Genomic DNA, 20,667 nt, shown 5'->3' with positions numbered 1-20,667 from the left:
CGCTGCTGCGCGACTAGTTGACGAGCTGCGCGTCGGCGTCCAGCTGGTCTTTTTTAGCGCTGCTGCGACGCCAATAAGCTGCGATCAGCGCGCCGGAGAGGTTGTGCCATACGGAGAACACGGCACCGGGAAGCGCCGCCTCGGGGGTGAAGAACTGCTTGGCCAGACCGGAAGCCAGACCAGAATTCTGCATCCCCACCTCGATGGCCATCGTGCGGCGGCTGGCGATCGGCTGCTTGAAGAGTTTTGCGGTGCCGTAGCCCAGCGCGATGCCGCCGGCGTTGTGCAGGATCACCGCCAGCAGGATCAGCAGGCCGGCACTGAAAATCGCCGCCGAGCTGCCGGCGACCACGATGACCACCACACAGGTGATCGCGATGACCGAAACCCACGGAAGGGCCGGCAGCACCGCATTGACCAGACGCGGCAGGATCGAGCGCAAGGCAAGACCCAGGACCACGGGAATAAGCACGATCTGCACAATGGACAGCGCCATGGTTCCCGCGGCCACCGGCAGGTATTGGCCGGCGAGCCAGAGGGTCAGCAGCGGGGTGAAGATCGGGGCGAGCAGCGTGGAGATCGAGGTCATCGTCACCGAGAGGGCGACGTCGCCCTTGGCCAGGTAGGTGACCACGTTCGAGGCGGTGCCGCCCGGGGTGCAACCGACAAGAATGACGCCGGCGGCCAGTGCTGGAGGCAACGCCAAGGCCAAGGCGATAGCCAGGCCGAGCAGCGGCATGATGACAAATTGGGCAAAGACACCCAGGAATACCGGCAGCGGCCTGCGCACTACGAGGGCAAAATCGGGCAGGGTGAGCGTGAGCCCCATTCCGAACATGATGACCATCAGCAGCGGATTGATCAGCTTGGAGAAGCCGGTGAAGGTCTCTGGGGTGAGCAGCGCGAGCGCGCCCCCGGCAAGGACCAGCAGCGGAAACAGTGTTACGGCGACTTTGGCGCTGCGTTCCTCGCCGGACTTTTCGGGCGCGGAGTGAACAGGAAGATCAGAAGGCATGGGATAATCTTTACAAATCGATCATCCATACGTCAATTATGACAACAATCCGATCAAGCGCAGGCCTCGGAGGGCGCTGGGGAGCTGCTGACGAACTCGGCTCTCTCCCCGCGGGACGGCCGCGTCGGCTTGATGCGCTCGGGCGATCAGGGATCGACGATTTCCACGTCCAGCTCCCCCGCACGCCACAACCGAGTCATCCGCTGTGCCAATCCCTCCGCTTCCGATGCTTCGGAAGGCGTCATGAAATACGTATTGATCCGCAGGCGCTGCTGTGGATCCAGCTCCTTGGAGAGCAGCACCATTGGCCGGCATCCCTTGATCTTCACCGCGTGGAACAACCCGCAGTGCCGCTCGATATGGTGCACCGAGCAGCCCAACTCCGAGGAATCCACATCCGTGGCGCCGCCCTTTTCCCAGGCGTCCAGATGATCCAGCTCGCACCGCTCGGCGGGCATGCTGCATCCTGGATATGCACACCCCCGATAGGCGGCGCGTATCGCCCGGCCCTGGGCCTTGGAAAACAACCGCTGCGTGCGTCCCAAATCCAATGGCAGGCTCTTGCCATTGAGCACCAATGGGTACACTCCCGCGTTGCATAACGCCGCCCGCGTCTCGCCTACCGTCAGCTCGATGCCCGAGGAGGTTACGGCGAAGTCCTTGCCGTGCTCGCGCATCTTCTCGTAGTCCAAGATGATGCTCACCTGCGGGGCAACCAGACCCGGCCGCTTCCCCGTCAAACCATCCGAACCGGTGCGGTCGGTCATCAGCAGCGCCATGAAGCCGATCAGATACCGGCGTTCGGGCCGCAGCTCTTCCCACGGGGCCTCCGCCTCAGGGCCGGCACGTGCAAGCTCTGGCGGGTCAACCGCGGATTCGGAAAGCTCCCCAGTAGCGCTGCTCGGGGCGACCTCGGCGGAGAGCCGTGGAGCGTCGATGCCCGGGAGCGCCGGTGCTGCAGAGCAATCGCTGGCCGGATCGGCCCGGCGGCCTTCGGCCTCGCCCGCCGGATCTTGGTCCGGGTCTGCCGGGTCATCGCTCTGGGCTGCGCTTCCGCGCTCCATGGCGTTGCGTGGCTCTTCATTTTCCGCGGGCCCGGTAGCGTCGTTCCCGGGCTCGGCCTGCGACGGGCGATTTTCAAACTCCACGCCATCCGCGTCGCCTTTGGCCCAGTCGGGCATCGAATCCGCATCGTCCCATGCGCTTCCTGGCTGCCCGGTCAGCTCGGCATCCAAATCCTTGAGCGCCTCCCGGTTGCCGGCGATCGTCTTCGGGTTGTTCAGCGCCTGCTGGAATGCCTCGATCTGCGCCGCCTGCGATGGCAGAACGCGCAGCAAGTACTCGACCAGCCCGTTGCGCACCCCTAGCTTGAAGAACCCGATTTCCGCCAACAGCGCTTTCATCGGCCGCTTCCCGGACTTCACCTGAGCGACCAGGTCCGCCACGTGCTTGCGCGCGGTGGCCGGCTCGTTCTTGATGAAGTTCACCGCTTCGGCCTGAAGCCGTGCTTTGGCGGCCGCGGCCTCGTCGCCTTGGCCCAGATCGTTGCGCGCCGCGTGAATCTTCTTCGCCGTTCCCACGATCAGACGCGGATCGGCGGCGGGATCGGAGAACTGCGCTGCCAATTGCGGCAGCCACGGGTCGATGCGCTGCCCGGCCTCGTCGACGCCGGCGATCAGGCAATCGGCGTGAACCAGGCGTTCCCGCGCGGTGGTTGCGGGCACGCCCAGCCAGCCGTGCAGCAGCTCCGCGGTCGCCTTGAACTGCGTCCGGCCGGTGGTGGTCTGCCCGCGCAACGCGTCGAGCTCTTCGGGTGCCGGATCCACGCCGGCGTCGGAGATCGCTTGGAGGGACTGCTGGTCCAGCTTGTGCGCTCCGCTGCGGCGCAGCGCGTCGGCCGCGTGGATTTGCGCGTGGGCCACGGTAGCGGAGGCCTGCTCGGTGAGCCAGGCGAAGTAGGCGGCGTGCCCCGGGGCGGGCGCACCGGCGGCGATCGCATGCGTCGCGGCGGTGATCAGCGCCAGGCCCCGAGCCAGCTGGCCCAGGGCCTCAGCGGTGCTTCTGGAGGTATCCATGGCACCAGTGTGCGTGGCAGCTAAAGCTGCAGGGCGAGTTCAGCCACCGGCTGTGGACAAATGGCGCGGGCCGGGTCTGGGTCTGCGGCGTGACGCGCAGCGGCCAACCCGCGGGAAAGATCCGCGATGAGGTCCTCCGGTTCCTCGATGCCCACCGAAAGGCGGACCAGGTTGGCCGGGATTTCCAGCTCGGTGCCGATCAGTGAGGCGTGGGTCATTTCGCGCGGGTAGCAGACCAGGGATTCGACGCCGCCCAGAGACACCGAGAGCTGGAAGTACTCCATGGATTCGGCGAAGGCGCGGGCTGCTGCTTCATCGGTGAGTTGCAGCGAGACGATGCCGCCAAAACCACGCTGCTGGCGTTTGGCCAGCGCATGTCCCGGGTGGTGCTCCAGACCCGGGTAGTAGACGCTGGTGACTTCGGGCTGCTGATCGAGCCAGCGAGCCAGTTTATCCGCCGAAGCGCAGTGGCGTTCCATGCGCAGGCCCAAGGTCTTCAGGCCGCGGGCGGCCAGGTAGGAATCCTGCGGACCGGCCACCGCGCCGCCGGCGAACTGCTGGTAGCCAACGGCTTCGGCCAGCGTCTGGCCACGGAAATGGTGATCGGCCACAATGACCGCACCGCCAAGGACGTCGGAGTGTCCGCCAATGTACTTGGTGGTGGAGTGGACCACCGCGTGGGCGCCGAAGTCCAGCGGGCGCTGTAGATAAGGGGTGGCGAAGGTGTTGTCCACAACCAGCAGGGCACCGACTTCCCGTGCAAGGCCAGCCCAGCCGGCAAGATCGGCGATGCCCAGCAGCGGGTTGGAGGGAGTCTCCACCCAGAGCAGCGCGGTGTTCGGGCGCACCGCGGTACGCACCGAGTCCAGGTTGGTGATATCCACCGCGGAAGAGGTGATGCCCCACTTGCTGTGCAGTTTGGAGATCAGCCGGTTGGTGCCGCCGTAGCCGTCGGCGCCAAGGATGATGTGATCGCCGGGCTCAAGGACCGCACGCAGCAGGGCGTCTTCGGCGGCGATGCCCGAGGCGAAGGCGAACCCCGCGGCTCCGCCTTCCAAGGCGGTGAGCTGTGCTTGGAAGCCATCACGGGTGGGGTTCGAGCCGCGGGAGTACTCGTGCCCGGCACGCAGTACGTTGATTCCGTCCTGGATGAAGGTGCTGGTCTGGTAGATCGGTGGGACCACGGCTCCGGTGTGCGGGTCTTTATGCTGGCCGGCGTGTACGGCGAGGGTGTTGAAGCCGCTCATGATGCTCCTTGGGTATGCAGGGCCAGGGTTCGGTTTAATGCGCTGTCCAGCGCATGGGTGAGGTCGGCGAGCAGATCGGCGGGGTCTTCAAGCCCCACCGAAATGCGCAGGGTGGAGGTGTTCAGGCCCGCGGCGAGAAGCTGCTCCGCGGAGAGCCGGCAGTGCGTCATGGTGGCCGGGTGGGCGACCATGGTGCGTGTATCGCCCACATTTGCGGCCAGACTGATCAGCTTCAGCCCGTCGATCACCGGGGACACCAGCGAGGGGTGGGCCAGTTCGATGGCCAGCACACAACCTGTGCCCTTGGGCGTGAGCTTTTTGGTCAGCTCGTGGCTCGGGTGAGTAGGCAGCGAAGGGTGGTGAATGGCCACAATGCCTGGGTGATCTGCAAGTTCCTGGATCAGGGTGCTCACGCTGCGCTGAACGTGTGCGGCACGTACCGGCAAGGTTTCGATACCGGTCAGGATGCCTTGGGCACTGGCCGGGGCCAAAGCCGGTCCCAGATCGTGCAGGAATTTGGAGCGGACCAGCATGGCGTAGGCGGCCGCTCCGTGGCGTTCAAGCAGCGAGGTATTGTTCAGCCGCACTCGCGGGGAAGCGATTTGCGGCCAGCGGTGCGGATCGGAGAAATCGAACTTCCCCGAATCCACCACCACTCCGCCAAGCACCGAGCCGTGTCCGGCTAGTCCCTTGGTGGCCGAGTGCACCACAATGTCGGCGCCAAAATCCAGCGGGCGAATGTTCAGCGGGGTGGCCAACGTATTATCGACCACCACCGGGATGTTGCGCTCGTGCGCGATGACCGCAATGGCAGGGATATCGGCCACGGTGCACAGCGGGTTGGAGACCGATTCCAGGAAAAACGCCCGGGTGTCCTCTTCGATGGCCGAAGCCCAGGCGGCCGGATCGGCCTGGTCGACAAAGCTGACCCGGATGCCGAAGTCCGCGAAGGTGTCGGTGAACAGATCCACGGTGCCGCCGTAGAGCGAAGAGGAGGCCACGATGTGCCGGGGTCCCTGGGTCAGAGCCAGCAGGGACAGGGCCACTGCTGCCTGCCCGGTGGCGGTGGCCACCGCGTGCGCTCCGCCTTCCAGGGCGGCCACCCGCTGCTCCAGGATGGCCACGGTGGGGTTGCCGGTGCGTGAATAGGTGAATCCAGGCTGGCGCAACGCGAACTTCTCGATCGCTTCGGCGTGCGATTCGAACTGGTACGCTGCCGAGTTATGCAGTGGCGGCAGCATCGGGCGGGAATCTCCGCTCGGACGATACCCTGCATGGACCGCGTCGGTTCCTTGGCGTTGGCTCATAGCTCCTCCTCGATTCTGTGCGAGGGAGTGCACCGATCGGCATCGTGTGGCGACACGAAGCACAGCACGCAAAAGCGCGTTCGGAACTGCTCCATCGTTCCTGGCAGTAGCACCTTTCGGTTTCCCGATGGTTGCTGCGACGTCAACGAGCCAGATCTCTTAGTCGCTCTTGATGGGTTGTTGTTCTTCCATGGTTGGACATCGGCATCCGGCGGTGCAAACAACGCCCGCGCCCGCGCTTCACACAGGGGCACCTGGCTTCATATCTCGCGCCAGTTCCGTAACAGGGCCCGGTCCGCAGTCCTTTTGTGACGCGCGGCAGCCGCCAAAATCCTTGAAAGACCAGGGGTTTGCGCAACTATTGTGACGCCGGCGGTCCACCAAGTGACACGGTGTTACGCCTTGGGGGCCAGGGATTCAGCCCAGGACCTCAACTCCGAAGCCTGCGACGACCGAGCGCACCTCGTCCAGATAGCGCCGTGCCTGCTCGGTCAGCGGAATCGCTGCATGGTCGATCCAGCCGATCTCGATGCGCTCATCGACATCCAGCGGGATGGCGACGATGGACGGGTCCAGCTCGTCGCTGATGATGCCCGTGGAGATCGTGTACCCGCCCAGGCCGATCATGAGGTTGAAGATGGTCGCGCGGTCCGAGACCTGGATCTCGCGCTTGCTGGAGCTTGTGGAGAGCACTTCCTCGGCGAAGTAGAACGAGTTGTTCGCCCCCTGGTCGAAGGTCAAGCGCGGCAGGTCTTCGAGGTCCCCGAGCGCCACCCGCGCCCGGGAGGCCAGCGGGTTGCTGCGCGAAATGAAGATGTGCGGATCGGCGAGGAACAGGGGATGGAACACGAGCCGGGACTCGCGCAGCAGCTTGTCGATGACCTTCCGGTTGAAGTCGTTGCGGTACAGGATGCCGATGTCGCTGCGCAGGGTGCGCACGTCCTCGATGATCTGTTCGGTGCGGGTCTCGCGCAGCGAGAATTGATATTCCTCGGCCCCGCTGGCCTGCACCATCCTGACAAACGCATCCACCGAGAAGGAATAGTGCTGCGTGGACACGCCGAGCAGGCGACGGACCGAGGGGCGGCCGAGATAGCGATGCTCAAGCAGCTCCACCTGCTCCAGAACCTGCCGGGCGTAGCCGAGGAATTCTGCCCCCTCGGCCGTGAGCGTCACGCCCCTGGCCGAGCGGACCAGCAAAGTGCGTCCCACTCGGGCTTCGAGCTCCTTCATCGCCGCCGACATGCTCGGCTGCGCGACGTAGATCAGGTCAGCCGCCGCGGAGATCGACCCCTCAGTGGCGACCGCGATGAAATAGCGCAACTGCTGCAGTGTCAAACCACTCGTTCCCTGAACCATAGCGTGAGTCTATATGAATCCATAGTTATATCGAGTTACCTGATATCCGCGAACTCACTGCATGATGGACGCATCGACTTACTTTCGGCCGGCCCAGGCCACTGAGCACCAGATAGGCCACCATGGCAGACGCGTTCACTTTCAGCATCAGCACCACCAAATTCGACGAAGACTACGCTCCCTGTGCGAGCTCACGAGTCACGACAAACTTCGCCAATCTGGCCCGCGGGGAAAACCGCCAGGAGAACCTGCGCAACGCTCTGACGATGATCAACCGCCGCTTTAATTCGCTGGCTCACTGGGACAATCCTCAGGGCGATCGCTATGAACTCGAGCTGGAGATCATCTCCGCCAATGTGCACTTCGACTCAGCCAACGAAGCGGAGCAGTTCCCGCTGCTTGAAGTATTGGACACCACTATCGTGGACCGTGCCACCAGCACCCGCAGCCACGGTATGGTGGGCAATAATTTCTCTTCCTATGTGCGCGATTACGACTTCAGCGTGGTGCTTCCGGCAGCCAGCAACGGCTCCGGAGCCCCTAAATTGCCTGAAGATTTTGGCGACCTTCATGGCCAGCTCTTCCAGCATTTCCTGGATTCGCAGGCTTATCATCAGCGCTTCGCGCAACTACCCGTGGTCTGCATCAGCGTCTCCACTTCCAAAACCTACTACCGCACGGGCAACAGCCATCCGGTCCTCGGCTTGGAATACCAGCAGGATGAGAATTCCCTGACCGATGCGTACTTCGGCAAGATGGGGCTGCGCGTGCGCTATTTTATGCCCCCGGGCGCCGTCGCTCCCCTGGCGTTCTACTTCCGTGGCGACTTGCTGGGCGACTACACCAATCTGCAGCTGATCAGCACCATCAGCACTATGGAGACCTTCCAGAAGATCTATCGTCCCGAGATTTACAACGCAAATTCCGCTGCACCGGCCGTCTATCGCCCAAGCTTGGGGGCACAGGATTTCGCCCCGACCAGGATCTCCTACGACCGCGAAGAGCGCACTCGGCTCGGAGCAGCACAGGGCAGATACACCGCGGAGCACTTCATCACCCCGAACCGCGAATTGCTGGACCAGTGGGCTGCCACCTGCCCAGCTCCCGTCGCCTGAGAACCGAAAGACACACGATGACATCCAAGCTACTTCCCACCTCAATTGTCGGCAGCCTGCCCAAGCCTTCCTGGCTGGCGAAGCCCGAAACCCTCTGGTCTGATTGGAAGCTGGAAGGCGCGCAGCTGCGCGAAGGCAAGCAGGACGCCATGCGCGCAGCCGTGCTGGAGCAGACCCGGCGCGGCATCGACATCATCAGCGACGGCGAGCAGACCCGCCAGCACTTCGTCACCACCTTCATCGAGCACCTGTCCGGGGTCGATTTTGAAAAGCGCGAAACGGTGCGCATCCGCAACCGCTACGATGCGAGCGTGCCGACCGTGGTTGGTGCCGTGCGACGTGAGAAGCCGGTGTTCGTTGAGGACGCGAAGTTCCTGCGCTCGTGCACCGACCGCCAGATCAAGTGGACCCTTCCCGGCCCGATGACCATGGTCGACACGCTATATGACGCGCACTACCAAAGCCGCGAAAAACTGGCCTGGGAGTTCGCCGCCATCCTCAACCAGGAGGCCCGCGAGCTTGAAGCTGCCGGGGTGGACATCATCCAGTTCGACGAGCCCGCGTTCAACGTCTTCTTCGACGAAGTTGCGGACTGGGGCATCGCAGCCCTGGAGCGCGCCTGCCAGGGACTGAAAGCCGAGACCGTGGTGCACATCTGCTTCGGCTACGGGATCAAAGCGAACAATGACTGGAAGGCCACCCTCGGCGCCCAGTGGCGCCACTACGAGAAGTCCTTCCCACTGCTGCAGGCCTCTTCCATCAATACCATCTCCTTGGAATCCCACCACTCCAATGTCCCGCTCGAAGTCGTTGAGCTGGTGCGCGGCAAAAAGGTCATGCTCGGCGCCATCGATGTGGCCAGTGAAACGGTGGAAACCCCCGAAGAGGTCGCGCAGACGCTGCGCAATGCACTTGAGTTCGTCGACGCGGACAAGCTGGTGCCCAGCACGAACTGCGGCATGGCACCGTTCCCCCGCGACGTCTCGCTGGCCAAGCTGAGCGCGCTCAGCGCGGGAGCCGGCATCCTGCGCGAGGAGCTGGTTGCCGCCCGCGTCTGAGCTGGCGACGGCAAAATCACGGATCGGCTTCATCTCGCACGCTGGGTCGCAGTCCCCGCCTGCGGAAGGTCCTAGCGAAGTTCTTGCATGGAAGTCCGATAACCCTTCAGTCCCCGGCGCCAGCCGGGGACTGAAGGGTTATTCGGCGTTCCAGAGCCGGGAAATATGGCAGATCCCTGACGCGCGTGCTGGCCACCGCTGACCGGCAAACACTCGCTATTGCAGGGATCGGTCCGCCAAAAGGCCGAGGTCTGGACCGGCGTTGCCCAGATTCCTCCGACCGGGAGCAGTCCAGAGGAATCGTCCCGGCGCCGGGTGCATCCCTAGCGGCAATCAGCAACTAGGAGCAGGATAGGTGGCATGGATCCTGACGATGCTTTGATTCTTCCCGACGTTGCCGCTTGGCGTGCTTGGCTCGATGAACACGAAGAGACCAGTGATGGGGTCTGGCTGGTAGTTGCCAAGAAAGGTACGACTTCTCCGACAACGCTTACTGTCACCCAAGCCTTGCCCGAGGCGCTATGCAGTGGATGGATTGACGCTGTGCGCCGGCGTCGCGATGAAGCGACTTTCCTCCAGCGCTACACCCCTCGGCGCAAGACCTCCGTCTGGTCGGAGAAGAACACTGGATATGCCCAGGAGCTGATCGACCAAGGCCGCATGCGCCCGCGAGGGTATGCGGAGATCCACAAGGCGAAGGACGATGGACGGTGGGAACGCGCGTACCAAGGCCAAGCCACCGCCCAGGTGCCGCAAGATCTCCAGAATGCGCTGGACCGCTCTCCTCTTGCGGCCAAGAATTTCGCCGCGTTGAAGTCCCAGCCGCGCTATCACATCCTGCACCAGCTGATGATTGCCCGGACCGAAAAGACCCGTAGCGCACGGCTCGCCAAGTTCCTGGCCGGGCTGGAAGCCACGGACACGGAAGGCTGAGCCGCCTGCAACCTGTCACCGATGTGCGCCACGGTCGGCGATGTTATTGGGTGCGGATCGCCTCGGTGATGGTGGGTCCCACGCAGAACGCTGCACCAGAGAGAAGGATCAGTCCGCCGTTGATTCCGCCATTTAGTCTGGTTCTCCGGGATTTCAAGTTATCGAGCGGAACGTTTTGCTAGAAGGATCGCTGCCGTTAGTTGATCCCCGTGGATCAAAAGTCGAGCCGATGCGTCCTCGCACGGTCGTTGGGCTCAACTGTCGGTAGGACATGTCAGCATTTAGTAAACCGCGATCGAAGGATATCAATTGGACTCTCAGCTTCCTCTGCGAATACTTGAAGCCGTTGGACTGCTGCACCGCTTGGGATATTACGGTCTGCGTGCTTTGCCCGGAATGAACGCTTCAGGTACGGCCTGGCGGATTGTTATTTTCAACGTCACGGAATGGAATTTCGAGGATGAGTTCGGCGACCCCTATGAAGCGGAAGAGCGTTGCCTCTACTCCACCGCCGGCCAGAACGTCTTCAACAATGACATCCAATTTCCCGAAGACGTCAGCCATGTGAGCGTTGCAGAAGCGATTCTTCAGGCGATGCCCTCGATGCAGCGCAGTACCGGCAAGGAGAATGGAAACCAGCAATACACCAACTGGTACGCGATGCTTTTGTCCCAAGTTCATAGCCTGGCCGATCTCCCCGTTGCCTACGCCGACTACTTCGACGATTCACTCGGCTGGGAGCTGGGGTGGTGTAGCGGGCACCGTGTGCCGGCGCCGCCGAAGCATCTGCCCGCACCCACGCTCAGCAAACGCGCTGACAGCGACGAGCACTACGTGCTCGGGCTCTGCGATCAGGTGCTGGAGGCAAAGCGGACAGGCCAGCAAACGTTCCCCTGGCTCGTCGGCGATCCGTCAGCCAAGAATGGAAAAGTTAAGCCGCTACCGGTGGACGGTTATTGGGCTGAACTAGGAGTAGTCGTGGAATATCACGAAAGGCAGCACACCGAATCGGTGCCGTTCTTCGACGACAAAATCACGGCGAGCGGACGACGACGTGGCGAACAGCGCAGAATCTACGATGCCCGCAAAGCCGAACTCCTCCCGGAGCACGATTTGAAGCTTGTCATCATTGATTTCAAGGACTTCAGTAACAAACGCGGCAAGATCGTTCGAAAGCCTGCTGAAGATTTGAGAATCGTCGAATCGATACTCTCACGGGTTACGGAAGATCCCGCAGGAAATATCACAAGATAGAGATCGCAGAACTACCTGCATTACCCATTGGAACTGCAAGGCCAGGCTGACACATCCGGATCTGCGGCAGCGCCTTGGCACCGAGGTGCAACCTGGTCCGCGATGCTATTTAGTGCGGATTGCCTCGGTGATGGTGGTTCCCACGTAGAGCACGGCACCGGAGAGCAGCAACAATCCACCGCTGATTCCACCACCTAGGATGAAGCTGGCGAGGCCAAGAACCATCACCGTGCATCCCAAATACATGAAGACCGACGAGCTGGTATTCGCCTGGGACTTGTTGGACGTATTCACGTATTCTTCCGGCTGCGGCATGCCTAAACTCTAACATCTTGATAATCAGAAGGTCAGCATGAATCCCCTGATTCACCTAATCAGCGCACGCTTCACACAAGGACAAGGCACTTGCACGGGATGGCAAAGATGCGCAGAATAAGCACCAAGGCTCGCACCAAAAGACTTACGTCACCGGTGTGGCCAGCTCGGGAGGGAACCCTTTGACTTTACGTGTGCTCGTGCCCAATGGCCGCTTGGCAATGAAACTGGATCTAACTGGCATCACTCCGATCCACTGGCACCTCAACGACTCGAACGAGGCGGCGCCGGAAGCAGACGTGCTGATCACCGAGCGTCCGCTGCTGGTCGAACGGCGCGCACGGGTCGCGCAGATTCCAGGACTGCGCCACGTGCATCTACTCTCCCTTGGCTATGAATGGGTCCTGGAGCACCTGAACTCCGACGTCAGCTTGAGTAATTCCCGCGGAGCGGTGGAAGATGCCACCGCAGAACACACACTGGCTCTGGTTCTGGCTTCGCTGCGCGAGCTTCCGGAGTCCGGGGCTCAACAGCTCAAGCGGGATTGGAATCCGCTCTGGGGCGGTACGCTCCACGGAGCCACCGTCTTGTTGTTAGGATTCGGCGGCGTCGGACAGGAAATCCGCCACCGCCTGCTGCCTTTCAAGCCCAAGGAAGTGATCGCCGTAGCCAGCCGTTCTCGGCAGCTGCCCGATGGCACACCGGTCCACGGGATCGATGAGCTGCCAGCGCTATTGCCCCAGGCGCAGGTCGTGATCGTTGCCCTGCCCGACGCCCCGTCGACACGCGGACTCGTTGATGCCGAGTTCTTGGCCCATATGCCAGATCAATCCCTGCTGGTAAATGTGGGACGCGGTCCAGTGGTCGATACCGACGCGCTGCTTGCCGAACTGCAGCCCGAGCGGCTGCGTGCGGCATTGGATGTCACCGATCCGGAACCATTGCCGTCTACCCACCCCTTGTGGGCGGCGCCGAACTGCCTGATCACCCCGCATATTGCCGGAAACACGTGGATGTTCATCGATCTGGCCATGAATCTGGCTGTTGAACAGGTCCAACGCATCAGTGCGGGAGTCGAGCCGCTGCATGTGGTCCGCCCTGCGGAGAAGCAAAATTAGCATCACCAAATTTTCCTCGCCTGCCTGATCCTCGGGGTCTGATCACCTAGGCTAGTTCCTACGATGGATATCAGGCAGAAAACCCATGAAACCGGCGGCCGGGAACGCGCGATCGACGAGGCTAACCGTACAGGTGAGGACGAGTTCCGCAGCGATATCGAACGCATTCGATTCTCCCCGTATTTCTCGCGCCTCTCGGCGGTGACCCAGGTGATCCCGCAGGCCGGTTCGGGCACCACCGTGCACAACCGGTTGACGCACTCCCTGAAGGTTTCTGCGGTGGCCCGCACCATCGCCATCCGCTTGCGCACCGCCGATGAACCAACCCGAAAACTCGTCGCCGAGCTCGGCGGCTGCGACCCCGTGGTCGTGCAGGCCGCGGCCGCGGCCCACGATTTGGGCCACCCGCCATTCGGGCACTTGGGTGAGCAGGAATTAGACCGTGTTGCCCGCAATACTCTGGGGTTGCCCGACGGCTTCGAAGGCAACGCGCAGACCTTCCGCATCCTCACCGCGCTAGATAGCTGTGATGCCACCCCACGCGGAATGAATCTGACCCGTGCGGTGCGTGCGGCGGTGCTGAAATACCCGTGGACGCGCAACGAATGGCGCACCATGGCTCCAATCGCCCCGGAAATGCTGCCCCGCGGGGTGGGGACCGACCCGGCGGCGGGCGCTCTGAAGTATTCCGCCTACGACATCGAGGCCGCCGAAATGCGCGACGTGCTCTCGGTGTTCCCCGCCATCGGCAAATTCCAGCAGACCCTGGAAAGCTCCGTGATGGATATCGCCGACGATATCGCCTACGCGGTCCACGACCTTGACGATTTCTACCGTGCAGGGATCTTGCAGTACACCACCGTTTCGGCCGAGTTCCGTGCCTGGCTGGATCAAACAGTGCAGCTAGCTGCCATGCGCCAGGCCGATCTTGACCTGCGCAAGCCGGGCCACGCCTTGGAATCTACCTGGCGGCGCGCCTTTGCAAAGGACCCGTGGATCGCCGACGCGGAGGCCTTCCGCGCCTCGGTGCAACGCGTGGGCCATGACCTGGTCGAGGGGCTTCTGGCGGTTCCTTATGACGGCGGCCTGGAGGCGGATCGGGCGGTCACCGCTTTCACCCGGCGCTGGATCGACCGGCTGCAGGAATCCGTCACGGTGGAACGCAACCCGACGATTCGCAGCGGACACGTCCGCCTCACCAAGGAAGCCTGGCACGATGTGGGAGTGCTGAAGTTCGTGCACTCGCGCTTTGTGCTGGATCGTTCCGATTTAGCCGTGTACCAGCGTGGCCAGACACGCATCGTCAGGTCTTTGGCCGAGGGCTTCCATAGTTGGCTCAACGACGCGGAAGATGCCGCGCGCGCCCCGCGCCGGTTGCTAGATTCGGTGGAAGCCGCCACGGACGAATACCGTCAGTTGCGCGCGCACTCCCCCGAGCTTTTCTTGCAGGCCGGTCCGGACGAGGTGCAGCGTTTAGGCCAAGCCCGAGCGATTGTTGATTACATTGCCTCGTTCACCGATGCCCAGGCTGTCTCGCTGAACGCCTTGCTGGCAGGTACGGCCGATAACCTCTGGGAGGCCGGACGCGGACTGTAGTTCGCCGAATCCATAAGCCTGCAGCAGTTGCCCGGCTAAAGCAACTCGATACCAGGACCCGAGAGGCTGCCTTCTCGCGCCTCGCGAGCGGTGGCGATCATCAGAAGCTCCAGTGCCGGGCCACGAACTTCCGGGCCTGCGCCAAAGATGACTCCCGCATCTTCAGCCACGAGGCTGACCCGTTGGGCCAGTTCCTTCGCTCCGCCGAAGGACTGGCCCGTCCGGGTTTGATAGCGAATTGCTGCGGTGACAGCCTGAGTCGGATAACTGCGGGTGATCCCCAAGGGCCTGCGGATATCTTCGCCATGGGCGACTTCTTCGACAAGCCGGCTGGCTAGCGGGGCCGGCGGTCCGCTTTTGCGCGCGGCGACTTCCTGGAGCCGCTGCAAGGTCAGTTGTGCAGTCGCGCCCTTTTCGGCGGCGACACCATTTGAGTTTTGCCGGTCGAAATCAAAGCGCGCACGGAGCATCGCGAACAGCAATCGCGGTGTCGTGGTGCGAGCGTTGTCCACGAGATGCGCGGCGACGTCGTGAATCGTCCAACCGGAGCACAACGACGGACGCTCCCACTGCTCCGGGCCCAATTCGGACAGGTCGTCGATCAGTGCCTTGCGTTCGGCATGTACTAGGTCCCAGAGATCTTGCATAAGAAGAGTCTTGCAGTTGGGCCCGCGTGAAACAACACGCGTGGTGTGCCTCGGCGGTGGCCATCACGATAGACGAAGCGTTCATTCGCCTCGCGCCGGCGGGCAATAATCTCGCGCGCTCGGAGGCACAGACCATCACTTTCTTGGGCAACGTATGTTCGCCGCTCAATCGGTCGGACACCGCCGGAGCTCTCTACCGTAGTTTTACTTTTAGTGGCTAGGCTAATAAGCGGCCCCTCGTGGGCTTGCTCCGAAACCAACTCAGCGAGGAATGAAATTGAAGCTAAGACCTCTCGCAGTCGTGGCTGCGGCACTTGTCGTTGCAACTCAAATGGTTGCTTGCAACGCCACAGGTGACATACGGCCAGCTGGATCGAACGACGATGCCCCGCCGTCCTTGCAGGGCCATGAGGTCGCCGTATTATCTACGGTTGTTCAGAACAATAATCAAGAAGTTTCCATCGGCCGCGCTATCACCGGCGGTCGCTATTCGATTGCGGTCCAGTGCAACGGTCAGGACCAAGCAACACACATCCCCTGGGCTGGCGGCACCGAGAACAATCGAGGCCAGCTGGAGATTCATTGTTCGCCAAAGAGCCCGGTCACGTACGCAGAGATCGAACTTCCGGACTACGCCGAGGCCGTCTCATTCCAGCTTCAACTGCTGCGCGCCAGCGAAGTGACCATCTCGATTGCCCCAGTCGAAGCCTGAACTTGTAACCACGCCGTACGATTTCAGATACTTCAGGTTAAAACCATCGGCACCAACCCTTTCGAGTTGGTGCCGATGGTTTTTGATCAGCTAGGAACTACTTGGTCAGCAGGTCCAGCGTCTTGTTCAGCGTTGCGCTTGGGCGCATTGCGGCTGAGGTCTTGGCCTCGTCCGGACGGTAGTAGCCAGCGATATCCACTGCCTTGCCCTGGACCTCGGCGAGCTCGGAAACAATTGCTTCCTCGTTCTCGCCCAGTGCCTTGGCCACTGCGGAGAAGGCTTCAGCCAGCTGAGCGTCCTTGTCCTGCTTGGCCAATTCTTCTGCCCAGAACTTAGCCAGGTAGAAGTGGCTGCCGCGGTTGTCCAGCTGGCCAACCTTGCGCTTTGGCGACTTGTCTTCCAACAGGAAGGTGCCGGTCGCGGCGTCAAGGGTGTCAGCCAGAACCTGAGCGCGGGCGTTGTCGGTGGTGGTGGCCAGGTGTTCGAAGGAAGCAGCCAGGGCCAGGAACTCGCCGAGCGAATCCCAACGCAGGTGGTTTTCGTTCACCAGCTGCTGAACGTGCTTTGGAGCCGAACCACCAGCACCGGTCTCAAACAGTCCGCCGCCAGCAAGCAGTGGAACGATCGAGAGCATCTTGGCCGAGGTGCCCAATTCCAGAATTGGGAACAGGTCGGTCAGGTAGTCGCGAAGCACGTTACCGGTCACCGAGATGGTGTCCTCGCCACGGCGAATGCGTTCGATGGTGTACTTGGTGGCCGCAATCGGGGCCAGGATCTCGATGGTCAAGCCAGCGGTATCCAGTTCCTTCAGGTACTCGTTGACCTTGGCGATCAGCACTGCGTCGTGTGCGCGCTTTTCATCCAGCCAGAAGACGGCCGGGGTCTGCGAGGCACGGGCACGGTTCACTGCAAGCTTGACCCAGTCGCGAATCGCAACGTCCTTGGTCTGGCATGCACGCCAGATGTCGCCGGCGAAGACCTGGTGCTCGATCAGGACCGCGTCGTTCTCGTCCAGGATCTGGACGTGACCGTTGGCCGCCAATTCGAAGGTCTTGTCGTGGGAGCCGTATTCCTCGGCCTTCTGAGCCATCAGGCCGACGTTCGGCACGGTGCCCATGGTGGTTGGGTCGTAGGCGCCGTTTGCGCGGCAATCCTCGATCACGGTCTGGAAGACGCCCGAGTAGGAGGAATCCGGGAGAACGGCCAGGGTGTCTGCGGTGTCGCCCTTGGCATCCCACATCTTACCGCCGAGGCGGATCATTGCTGGCATCGAAGCGTCAACGATCACGTCGGATGGGACGTGCAGGTTGGTGATGCCCTTGTCGGAGTCGACCATGGCAACGGCTGGGCCCTCTTCCAGACCCTTGGCGATCAGCTTCTCCACACCCGCGCGAACGTCGTCGGAGAGCTCGTCCAGTCCGCCGATGATAGCTGCCAGGCCGTTGTTCGGGTTCAGGCCGGCTGCCGCCAGTTCGTCGCCGTAGGTCGCGAACAGTTCGGAGAAGTACGCCTTGACGACGTGGCCGAAGATGATTGGGTCCGAAACCTTCATCATGGTGGCCTTCAGGTGTGCTGAGAAGAGCACCCCTTCTTCCTTGGCGCGGGACACTGCGTTCTTCAGGAACTCGGACAGAGCCGCCACGTGCAGGACGGTGCCGTCGATGACTTCACCTTCGAGGACCTTGAATGGCTTCTTCAGGACCTTTACTTCTCCGTCTTCGCCCACGAAGCGAATGGAGATGCTCTTGTCCTTGTCGATGACGACAGACTTTTCATTCGAGGCGAAGTCGTCGGCAGCCATGGTGGCGACGTTGGTCTTCGAGTCGGAGGCCCAGGCACCCATGGAGTGCGGGTACTTGCGAGCGTAGTTCTTCACGCTCAACGGGGCACGGCGGTCCGAGTTGCCTTCGCGCAGGACAGGGTTAACTGCCGAACCCTTGAGCTTGTCGTAGCGTGCGCGGACATCAGTGTCTTCATCCGAGGATGGGTTGTCCGGGTAGTCAGGCAATGCGTAGCCGGCTGCCTGGAGCTCAGCGATGGCAACCTTCAGCTGCGGAATCGAAGCCGAGATGTTAGGCAGCTTGATGATGTTTGCTTCTGGGGTCTTGGCCAGATCGCCAAGTTCTGCCAGGGCATCCGAGATGCGCTGCTCTTCGGTGACATAGTCCGGGAAGGTGGCGATGATGCGTCCAGCCAGCGAAATGTCGCGGGTCTCTAGTTCAACACCGGCGGTCGACGCGAAGGCCTCCACGATTGGCAGGAACGAGTAAGTTGCCAGCATCGGGGCTTCGTCGGTGTGGGTGTAAATAATCTTGGCCATATGTGTGGCGTCTCCCTGAACGTCGTGCGGAAGCGGGCTAACCGCCCTAAACTCAACGTTCCAAACTTACCTGATTTTGCCCTGCACCACACTTTTAGGTGCCCAGATTTCGTTGCGGATCGCACCGTCTAGCCCCGAAATGCCGGGATGAATTGCGGTAGAGCAGTTCGTCACATTTAAGTTAATGGGCAATAACTCAATGTGACTCAAGGGGTCTGCTCACCGCTCGGCAAGGACACTGAAGCAATTTCCGCAAGACTCAATACTGCCTGCTCGAAGAGTTCAGCAGGCTTTGAATCCAACCCTGCCAGCTCTTCATGAGCGAAGCATTGCCAGGCTACGCGCCAGGTAGTCGCCAGCATTTCGGCAAGCAGCAGGGCCTGAAGCATATCCAGCAACTCACGTTCAATCAACGATTGGCTCAGTGCCGCAACCAACTCCTGCTCGCGTCGGGTGGCGATCATGAGTAGTTTCGGATCCTGCAGCATGAGCCTTGAGATTCTCCGGAATTCATGGTGCCGGACCTCAAGATTGAAGTGCCCGCGGCACACTTCGAGCAGTGCGTGAAAAATTTCCGCGGCGGAGCTCCCCGGCGCCAATTCGGCGGCAACGAGCGCGTCGATCAGTTTCTGCAGGCCCGGAACAATGGCGGATTCCTTGGAATCGAAATAGCGGAAGAAGGTGCGGTCAGAGATTCCAACGCGTTCGGCGATCCGCGCCACCGTAGTGGCCTCCAGTCCCAAGCTTTCGACAAGATCCAAGGTCGCCGCCTGAATCTCCCGCTTGGTTGCGGCTTTGCGATCGTCACGAATTCCCACTGAGGTCCCCCTTGTCCTTCTGCGTGTATTTATCGTCCCATGACGGCACCGCGAAAACTTATTTCCCGTCACAGTCTGCCACTTTTACTTACGAAATTCTGTCACTCTGTGACAGTATTTGAAAGTTGACATCATCAAGAAAGAGGAATCTGTGACTTCCGCGCGCACTGAAATCAAGGCCGACTCCGCGCCTTCACGGCCTGAGAAGCCCGAACTGAACACGAAACAGCTCACTGGAATCATCGGCGCACTGGCACTTGCCGCCTTCTTGATGATCCTCAACGAGACCGTACTGACTGTGGCGTTGCCGGGAATCATGTCCGACATGAACATTTCGGCGGCGGCTGGCCAATGGCTCACCACCGGATTCCTGCTCACCATGTCCGCGGTCATTCCCACGACCGGCTTCCTGCTGCAGCGTTTCAGCACCCGCTCGCTGTTCATCTTCGCGCTGTCCAGCTTCTTCATCGGCACGCTGCTCGCCATCTTCGCCCCGAGCTTTGCCGTCCTGCTTGCCGCGCGAGTCATTCAGGCTATTGGCACCGCGATCGTTTTGCCGTTGCTGATGACCACCACCTTGACCCTGATTCCAATGCACAAGCGCGGCGCGGTGATGGGCCTGAACTCCATCGTGATCTCCGTAGGTCCGGCAGTCGGCCCAACCGTATCAGGGGCGATCGTTCACGCTTGGGGATGGCACTACATCTTCGTTCTAATGGCCCCGCTGTCGGTGATCATCCTGATCTTGGGAATCATCTTCATCAAGCTTCCGTCGAACACGCGCAAACTTCCGGTTGATGCGATCTCCGTGATTCTTTCCGCACTTGCATTCGGTCTGCTGGTTTACGGAATCTCCACGATCGAGAAGGCCAGCGAAAACATGCTCCTAACCGTGGCAGCCTTCGCCATCGGCCTGGTTTCCTTGGCACTATTTATCAAACGCCAGATTCGCTTGACCCGCGAGGGCAAGGAATTGCTGAACCTCACCCCGTTCACCTCGCGAACCTTCACCTTCGCAATCCTGATGATCATGATCGCCTTCGGCACCTTGCTCGGCTCAATCATGATGGTTCCGATCATCCTCGAATCCGGAAAGGGCATCAGCTCGCTGGCTATTGGCATGATGCTGCTGCCGGGCGGCCTGGCCCAGGCCATCGTTTCGCCAATCTTCGGTCGCATCTACGACAAGCACGGGCCACGCCCGGTGCTGATCCCCGGTGCCATCATGCTCGCACTGGGACAGTGGATGTATGTTTCGGTCACCACCGAGACCGAGCTATGGATGTTCATGCTCAGCCACATCGTCTTCTCGATTGGCCTCGCCCTGCTAATGACCGGGCTGATGTCCTCGGCCATGGCCTCGGTGAATCCACGTCTCTACGGCCACGGCTCCGCCATCTTCAATACCGGCCAGCAGCTCGGCGGTGCCATCGGCACCACCATCTTCATCACCGTGCTGACGGCGCTCTCAAACGCCAAGCTCGAAGAGGGCGCCGAGCTTGCCGAAGCACTATTTGCCGGCGCTCACGTTGCCTTTATCGTTGGCGCGCTACTAGGCACCGCCGGCGTAGCACTCTCCTTCTTCGTGAAGGTTGAAAAGCGCGCGTAGCAACGAGTGCCCGCAACGCGGGAAATATTGAGCGGGGTTCCGCAGCCAGCGGCTGCGGAACCCCCACTCTTTTAACGATTGACTTCACTCCATTCACACCCCGCCGCACACAGTAAAATCACCGTCCAGCAAAAAGATTGTTGAACAATCCTCATTTTTGGTGCATGCT

The 20,667-nt window shown here is 61.5% G+C and carries 17 protein-coding genes and 1 riboswitch; of the genes, 8 read left to right on the top strand and 9 right to left on the bottom strand.

What is annotated here, in order from left to right; all coding sequences use genetic code 11:
* Positions 1-13: 13 nt before the first annotated feature.
* From LG294_RS03295 to LG294_RS03275, 5 genes are all read right to left on the bottom strand, one after another.
* Positions 14-1,015: a bile acid:sodium symporter family protein gene (locus tag LG294_RS03295; RefSeq protein ID WP_404289478.1), complete on the bottom strand. Its 1,002-nt coding sequence runs from the start codon at positions 1,013-1,015 to the stop codon at positions 14-16.
* 146 nt (positions 1,016-1,161) lie between these two features.
* Entirely contained in the window at positions 1,162-3,090 is a 1,929-nt protein-coding gene (locus LG294_RS03290; RefSeq protein WP_404289476.1) for an HNH endonuclease, read from the bottom strand.
* Positions 3,091-3,110: 20 nt separating this feature from the next.
* Complete coding sequence (locus LG294_RS03285) at positions 3,111-4,337, bottom strand: cystathionine gamma-synthase (RefSeq protein WP_404289474.1); 1,227 nt, start codon at positions 4,335-4,337, stop codon at positions 3,111-3,113.
* Complete coding sequence (locus LG294_RS03280; RefSeq protein ID WP_404289472.1) at positions 4,334-5,644, bottom strand: O-acetylhomoserine aminocarboxypropyltransferase/cysteine synthase family protein; 1,311 nt, start codon at positions 5,642-5,644, stop codon at positions 4,334-4,336. The genes LG294_RS03285 and LG294_RS03280 overlap by 4 nt, the downstream gene beginning before the upstream one ends.
* An 88-nt stretch (positions 5,645-5,732) precedes the next feature.
* A riboswitch (SAM riboswitch) is annotated at positions 5,733-5,823 on the bottom strand.
* Between the two features lie 238 nt (positions 5,824-6,061).
* Entirely contained in the window at positions 6,062-7,003 is a 942-nt protein-coding gene (locus LG294_RS03275) for a LysR family transcriptional regulator (RefSeq protein ID WP_404289470.1), read from the bottom strand.
* A gap of 122 nt (positions 7,004-7,125) precedes the next feature.
* Between LG294_RS03275 and LG294_RS03270 the strand changes: the two genes are divergently transcribed.
* The 4 genes from LG294_RS03270 (at position 7,126) to LG294_RS03255 (ending at position 11,363) form a co-directional block, all read left to right on the top strand.
* Positions 7,126-8,118 carry a DUF1852 domain-containing protein gene (locus tag LG294_RS03270; RefSeq protein WP_404289468.1) on the top strand — a complete coding sequence of 331 codons (993 nt, stop codon included), beginning with the start codon at positions 7,126-7,128 and terminating at the stop codon, positions 8,116-8,118.
* A 17-nt stretch (positions 8,119-8,135) separates the two neighbouring features.
* Complete coding sequence (locus LG294_RS03265) at positions 8,136-9,176, top strand: methionine synthase (protein ID WP_404289466.1); 1,041 nt, start codon at positions 8,136-8,138, stop codon at positions 9,174-9,176.
* Between the two features lie 360 nt (positions 9,177-9,536).
* Positions 9,537-10,109, top strand: a complete 573-nt coding sequence (locus tag LG294_RS03260; RefSeq protein ID WP_404289464.1) for a YdeI family protein — start codon at positions 9,537-9,539, stop codon at positions 10,107-10,109.
* A 309-nt stretch (positions 10,110-10,418) separates the two neighbouring features.
* On the top strand, positions 10,419-11,363 hold the full coding sequence (locus tag LG294_RS03255; protein WP_404289462.1) for a hypothetical protein: 945 nt from the start codon (positions 10,419-10,421) through the stop codon (positions 11,361-11,363).
* Positions 11,364-11,468: 105 nt separating this feature from the next.
* On the opposite strand, the gene LG294_RS03250 is transcribed toward LG294_RS03255, so the two are convergent.
* Positions 11,469-11,678, bottom strand: a complete 210-nt coding sequence (locus LG294_RS03250) for a hypothetical protein (RefSeq protein WP_404289460.1) — start codon at positions 11,676-11,678, stop codon at positions 11,469-11,471.
* A gap of 221 nt (positions 11,679-11,899) precedes the next feature.
* Here LG294_RS03250 and LG294_RS03245 point away from each other — a divergent pair, with 221 nt between their 5' ends.
* Positions 11,900-12,796, top strand: a complete 897-nt coding sequence (locus LG294_RS03245; RefSeq protein ID WP_404291617.1) for an NAD(P)-dependent oxidoreductase — start codon at positions 11,900-11,902, stop codon at positions 12,794-12,796.
* 63 nt (positions 12,797-12,859) lie between these two features.
* Entirely contained in the window at positions 12,860-14,392 is a 1,533-nt protein-coding gene (locus LG294_RS03240; protein WP_404289458.1) for a deoxyguanosinetriphosphate triphosphohydrolase family protein, read from the top strand.
* A gap of 35 nt (positions 14,393-14,427) precedes the next feature.
* On the opposite strand, the gene LG294_RS03235 is transcribed toward LG294_RS03240, so the two are convergent.
* On the bottom strand, positions 14,428-15,039 hold the full coding sequence (locus tag LG294_RS03235; protein ID WP_404289456.1) for a maleylpyruvate isomerase family mycothiol-dependent enzyme: 612 nt from the start codon (positions 15,037-15,039) through the stop codon (positions 14,428-14,430).
* A 277-nt stretch (positions 15,040-15,316) separates the two neighbouring features.
* Here LG294_RS03235 and LG294_RS03230 point away from each other — a divergent pair, with 277 nt between their 5' ends.
* The gene (locus tag LG294_RS03230) at positions 15,317-15,751 is read left to right on the top strand and encodes a hypothetical protein (protein WP_404289454.1); all 435 of its coding nucleotides are present in this window, start codon (positions 15,317-15,319) and stop codon (positions 15,749-15,751) included.
* Between the two features lie 97 nt (positions 15,752-15,848).
* On the opposite strand, the gene LG294_RS03225 is transcribed toward LG294_RS03230, so the two are convergent.
* Both LG294_RS03225 and LG294_RS03220 read right to left on the bottom strand, forming a co-directional pair.
* Complete coding sequence (locus LG294_RS03225; RefSeq protein WP_404289452.1) at positions 15,849-18,071, bottom strand: NADP-dependent isocitrate dehydrogenase; 2,223 nt, start codon at positions 18,069-18,071, stop codon at positions 15,849-15,851.
* Between the two features lie 206 nt (positions 18,072-18,277).
* Positions 18,278-18,889 (bottom strand): TetR/AcrR family transcriptional regulator, encoded by a 612-nt coding sequence (locus LG294_RS03220; protein ID WP_404289450.1) that lies wholly within the window; start codon positions 18,887-18,889, stop codon positions 18,278-18,280.
* A gap of 151 nt (positions 18,890-19,040) precedes the next feature.
* Here LG294_RS03220 and LG294_RS03215 point away from each other — a divergent pair, with 151 nt between their 5' ends.
* On the top strand, positions 19,041-20,498 hold the full coding sequence (locus LG294_RS03215; RefSeq protein WP_404289448.1) for an MDR family MFS transporter: 1,458 nt from the start codon (positions 19,041-19,043) through the stop codon (positions 20,496-20,498).
* The last annotated feature ends 169 nt before the right edge of the window (positions 20,499-20,667 follow it).

This window comes from Glutamicibacter arilaitensis (assembly GCF_044793945.1).
GTDB classification, from domain to species: domain Bacteria; phylum Actinomycetota; class Actinomycetes; order Actinomycetales; family Micrococcaceae; genus Glutamicibacter; species Glutamicibacter arilaitensis_B.
The sequence above is the reverse complement of the archived record's forward strand: the minus strand, read 5'-3'. Positions and strand labels throughout refer to the sequence as shown.

Coding starts and splice junctions, on each gene's coding strand:
- LG294_RS03295 (WP_404289478.1), bottom strand. CDS start 1,015: ATGCCTTCTGATCTTCCTGTTCACTCCGCGCCCGAAAAGTCCGGCGAG.
- LG294_RS03275 (WP_404289470.1), bottom strand. CDS start 7,003: ATGGTTCAGGGAACGAGTGGTTTGACACTGCAGCAGTTGCGCTATTTC.
- LG294_RS03240 (WP_404289458.1), top strand. CDS start 12,860: ATGGATATCAGGCAGAAAACCCATGAAACCGGCGGCCGGGAACGCGCG.
- LG294_RS03285 (WP_404289474.1), bottom strand. CDS start 4,337: ATGAGCGGCTTCAACACCCTCGCCGTACACGCCGGCCAGCATAAAGAC.
- LG294_RS03235 (WP_404289456.1), bottom strand. CDS start 15,039: ATGCAAGATCTCTGGGACCTAGTACATGCCGAACGCAAGGCACTGATC.
- LG294_RS03290 (WP_404289476.1), bottom strand. CDS start 3,090: ATGGATACCTCCAGAAGCACCGCTGAGGCCCTGGGCCAGCTGGCTCGG.
- LG294_RS03250 (WP_404289460.1), bottom strand. CDS start 11,678: ATGCCGCAGCCGGAAGAATACGTGAATACGTCCAACAAGTCCCAGGCG.
- LG294_RS03280 (WP_404289472.1), bottom strand. CDS start 5,644: ATGAGCCAACGCCAAGGAACCGACGCGGTCCATGCAGGGTATCGTCCG.
- LG294_RS03225 (WP_404289452.1), bottom strand. CDS start 18,071: ATGGCCAAGATTATTTACACCCACACCGACGAAGCCCCGATGCTGGCA.
- LG294_RS03270 (WP_404289468.1), top strand. CDS start 7,126: ATGGCAGACGCGTTCACTTTCAGCATCAGCACCACCAAATTCGACGAA.
- LG294_RS03265 (WP_404289466.1), top strand. CDS start 8,136: ATGACATCCAAGCTACTTCCCACCTCAATTGTCGGCAGCCTGCCCAAG.
- LG294_RS03245 (WP_404291617.1), top strand. CDS start 11,900: ATGAAACTGGATCTAACTGGCATCACTCCGATCCACTGGCACCTCAAC.
- LG294_RS03260 (WP_404289464.1), top strand. CDS start 9,537: ATGGATCCTGACGATGCTTTGATTCTTCCCGACGTTGCCGCTTGGCGT.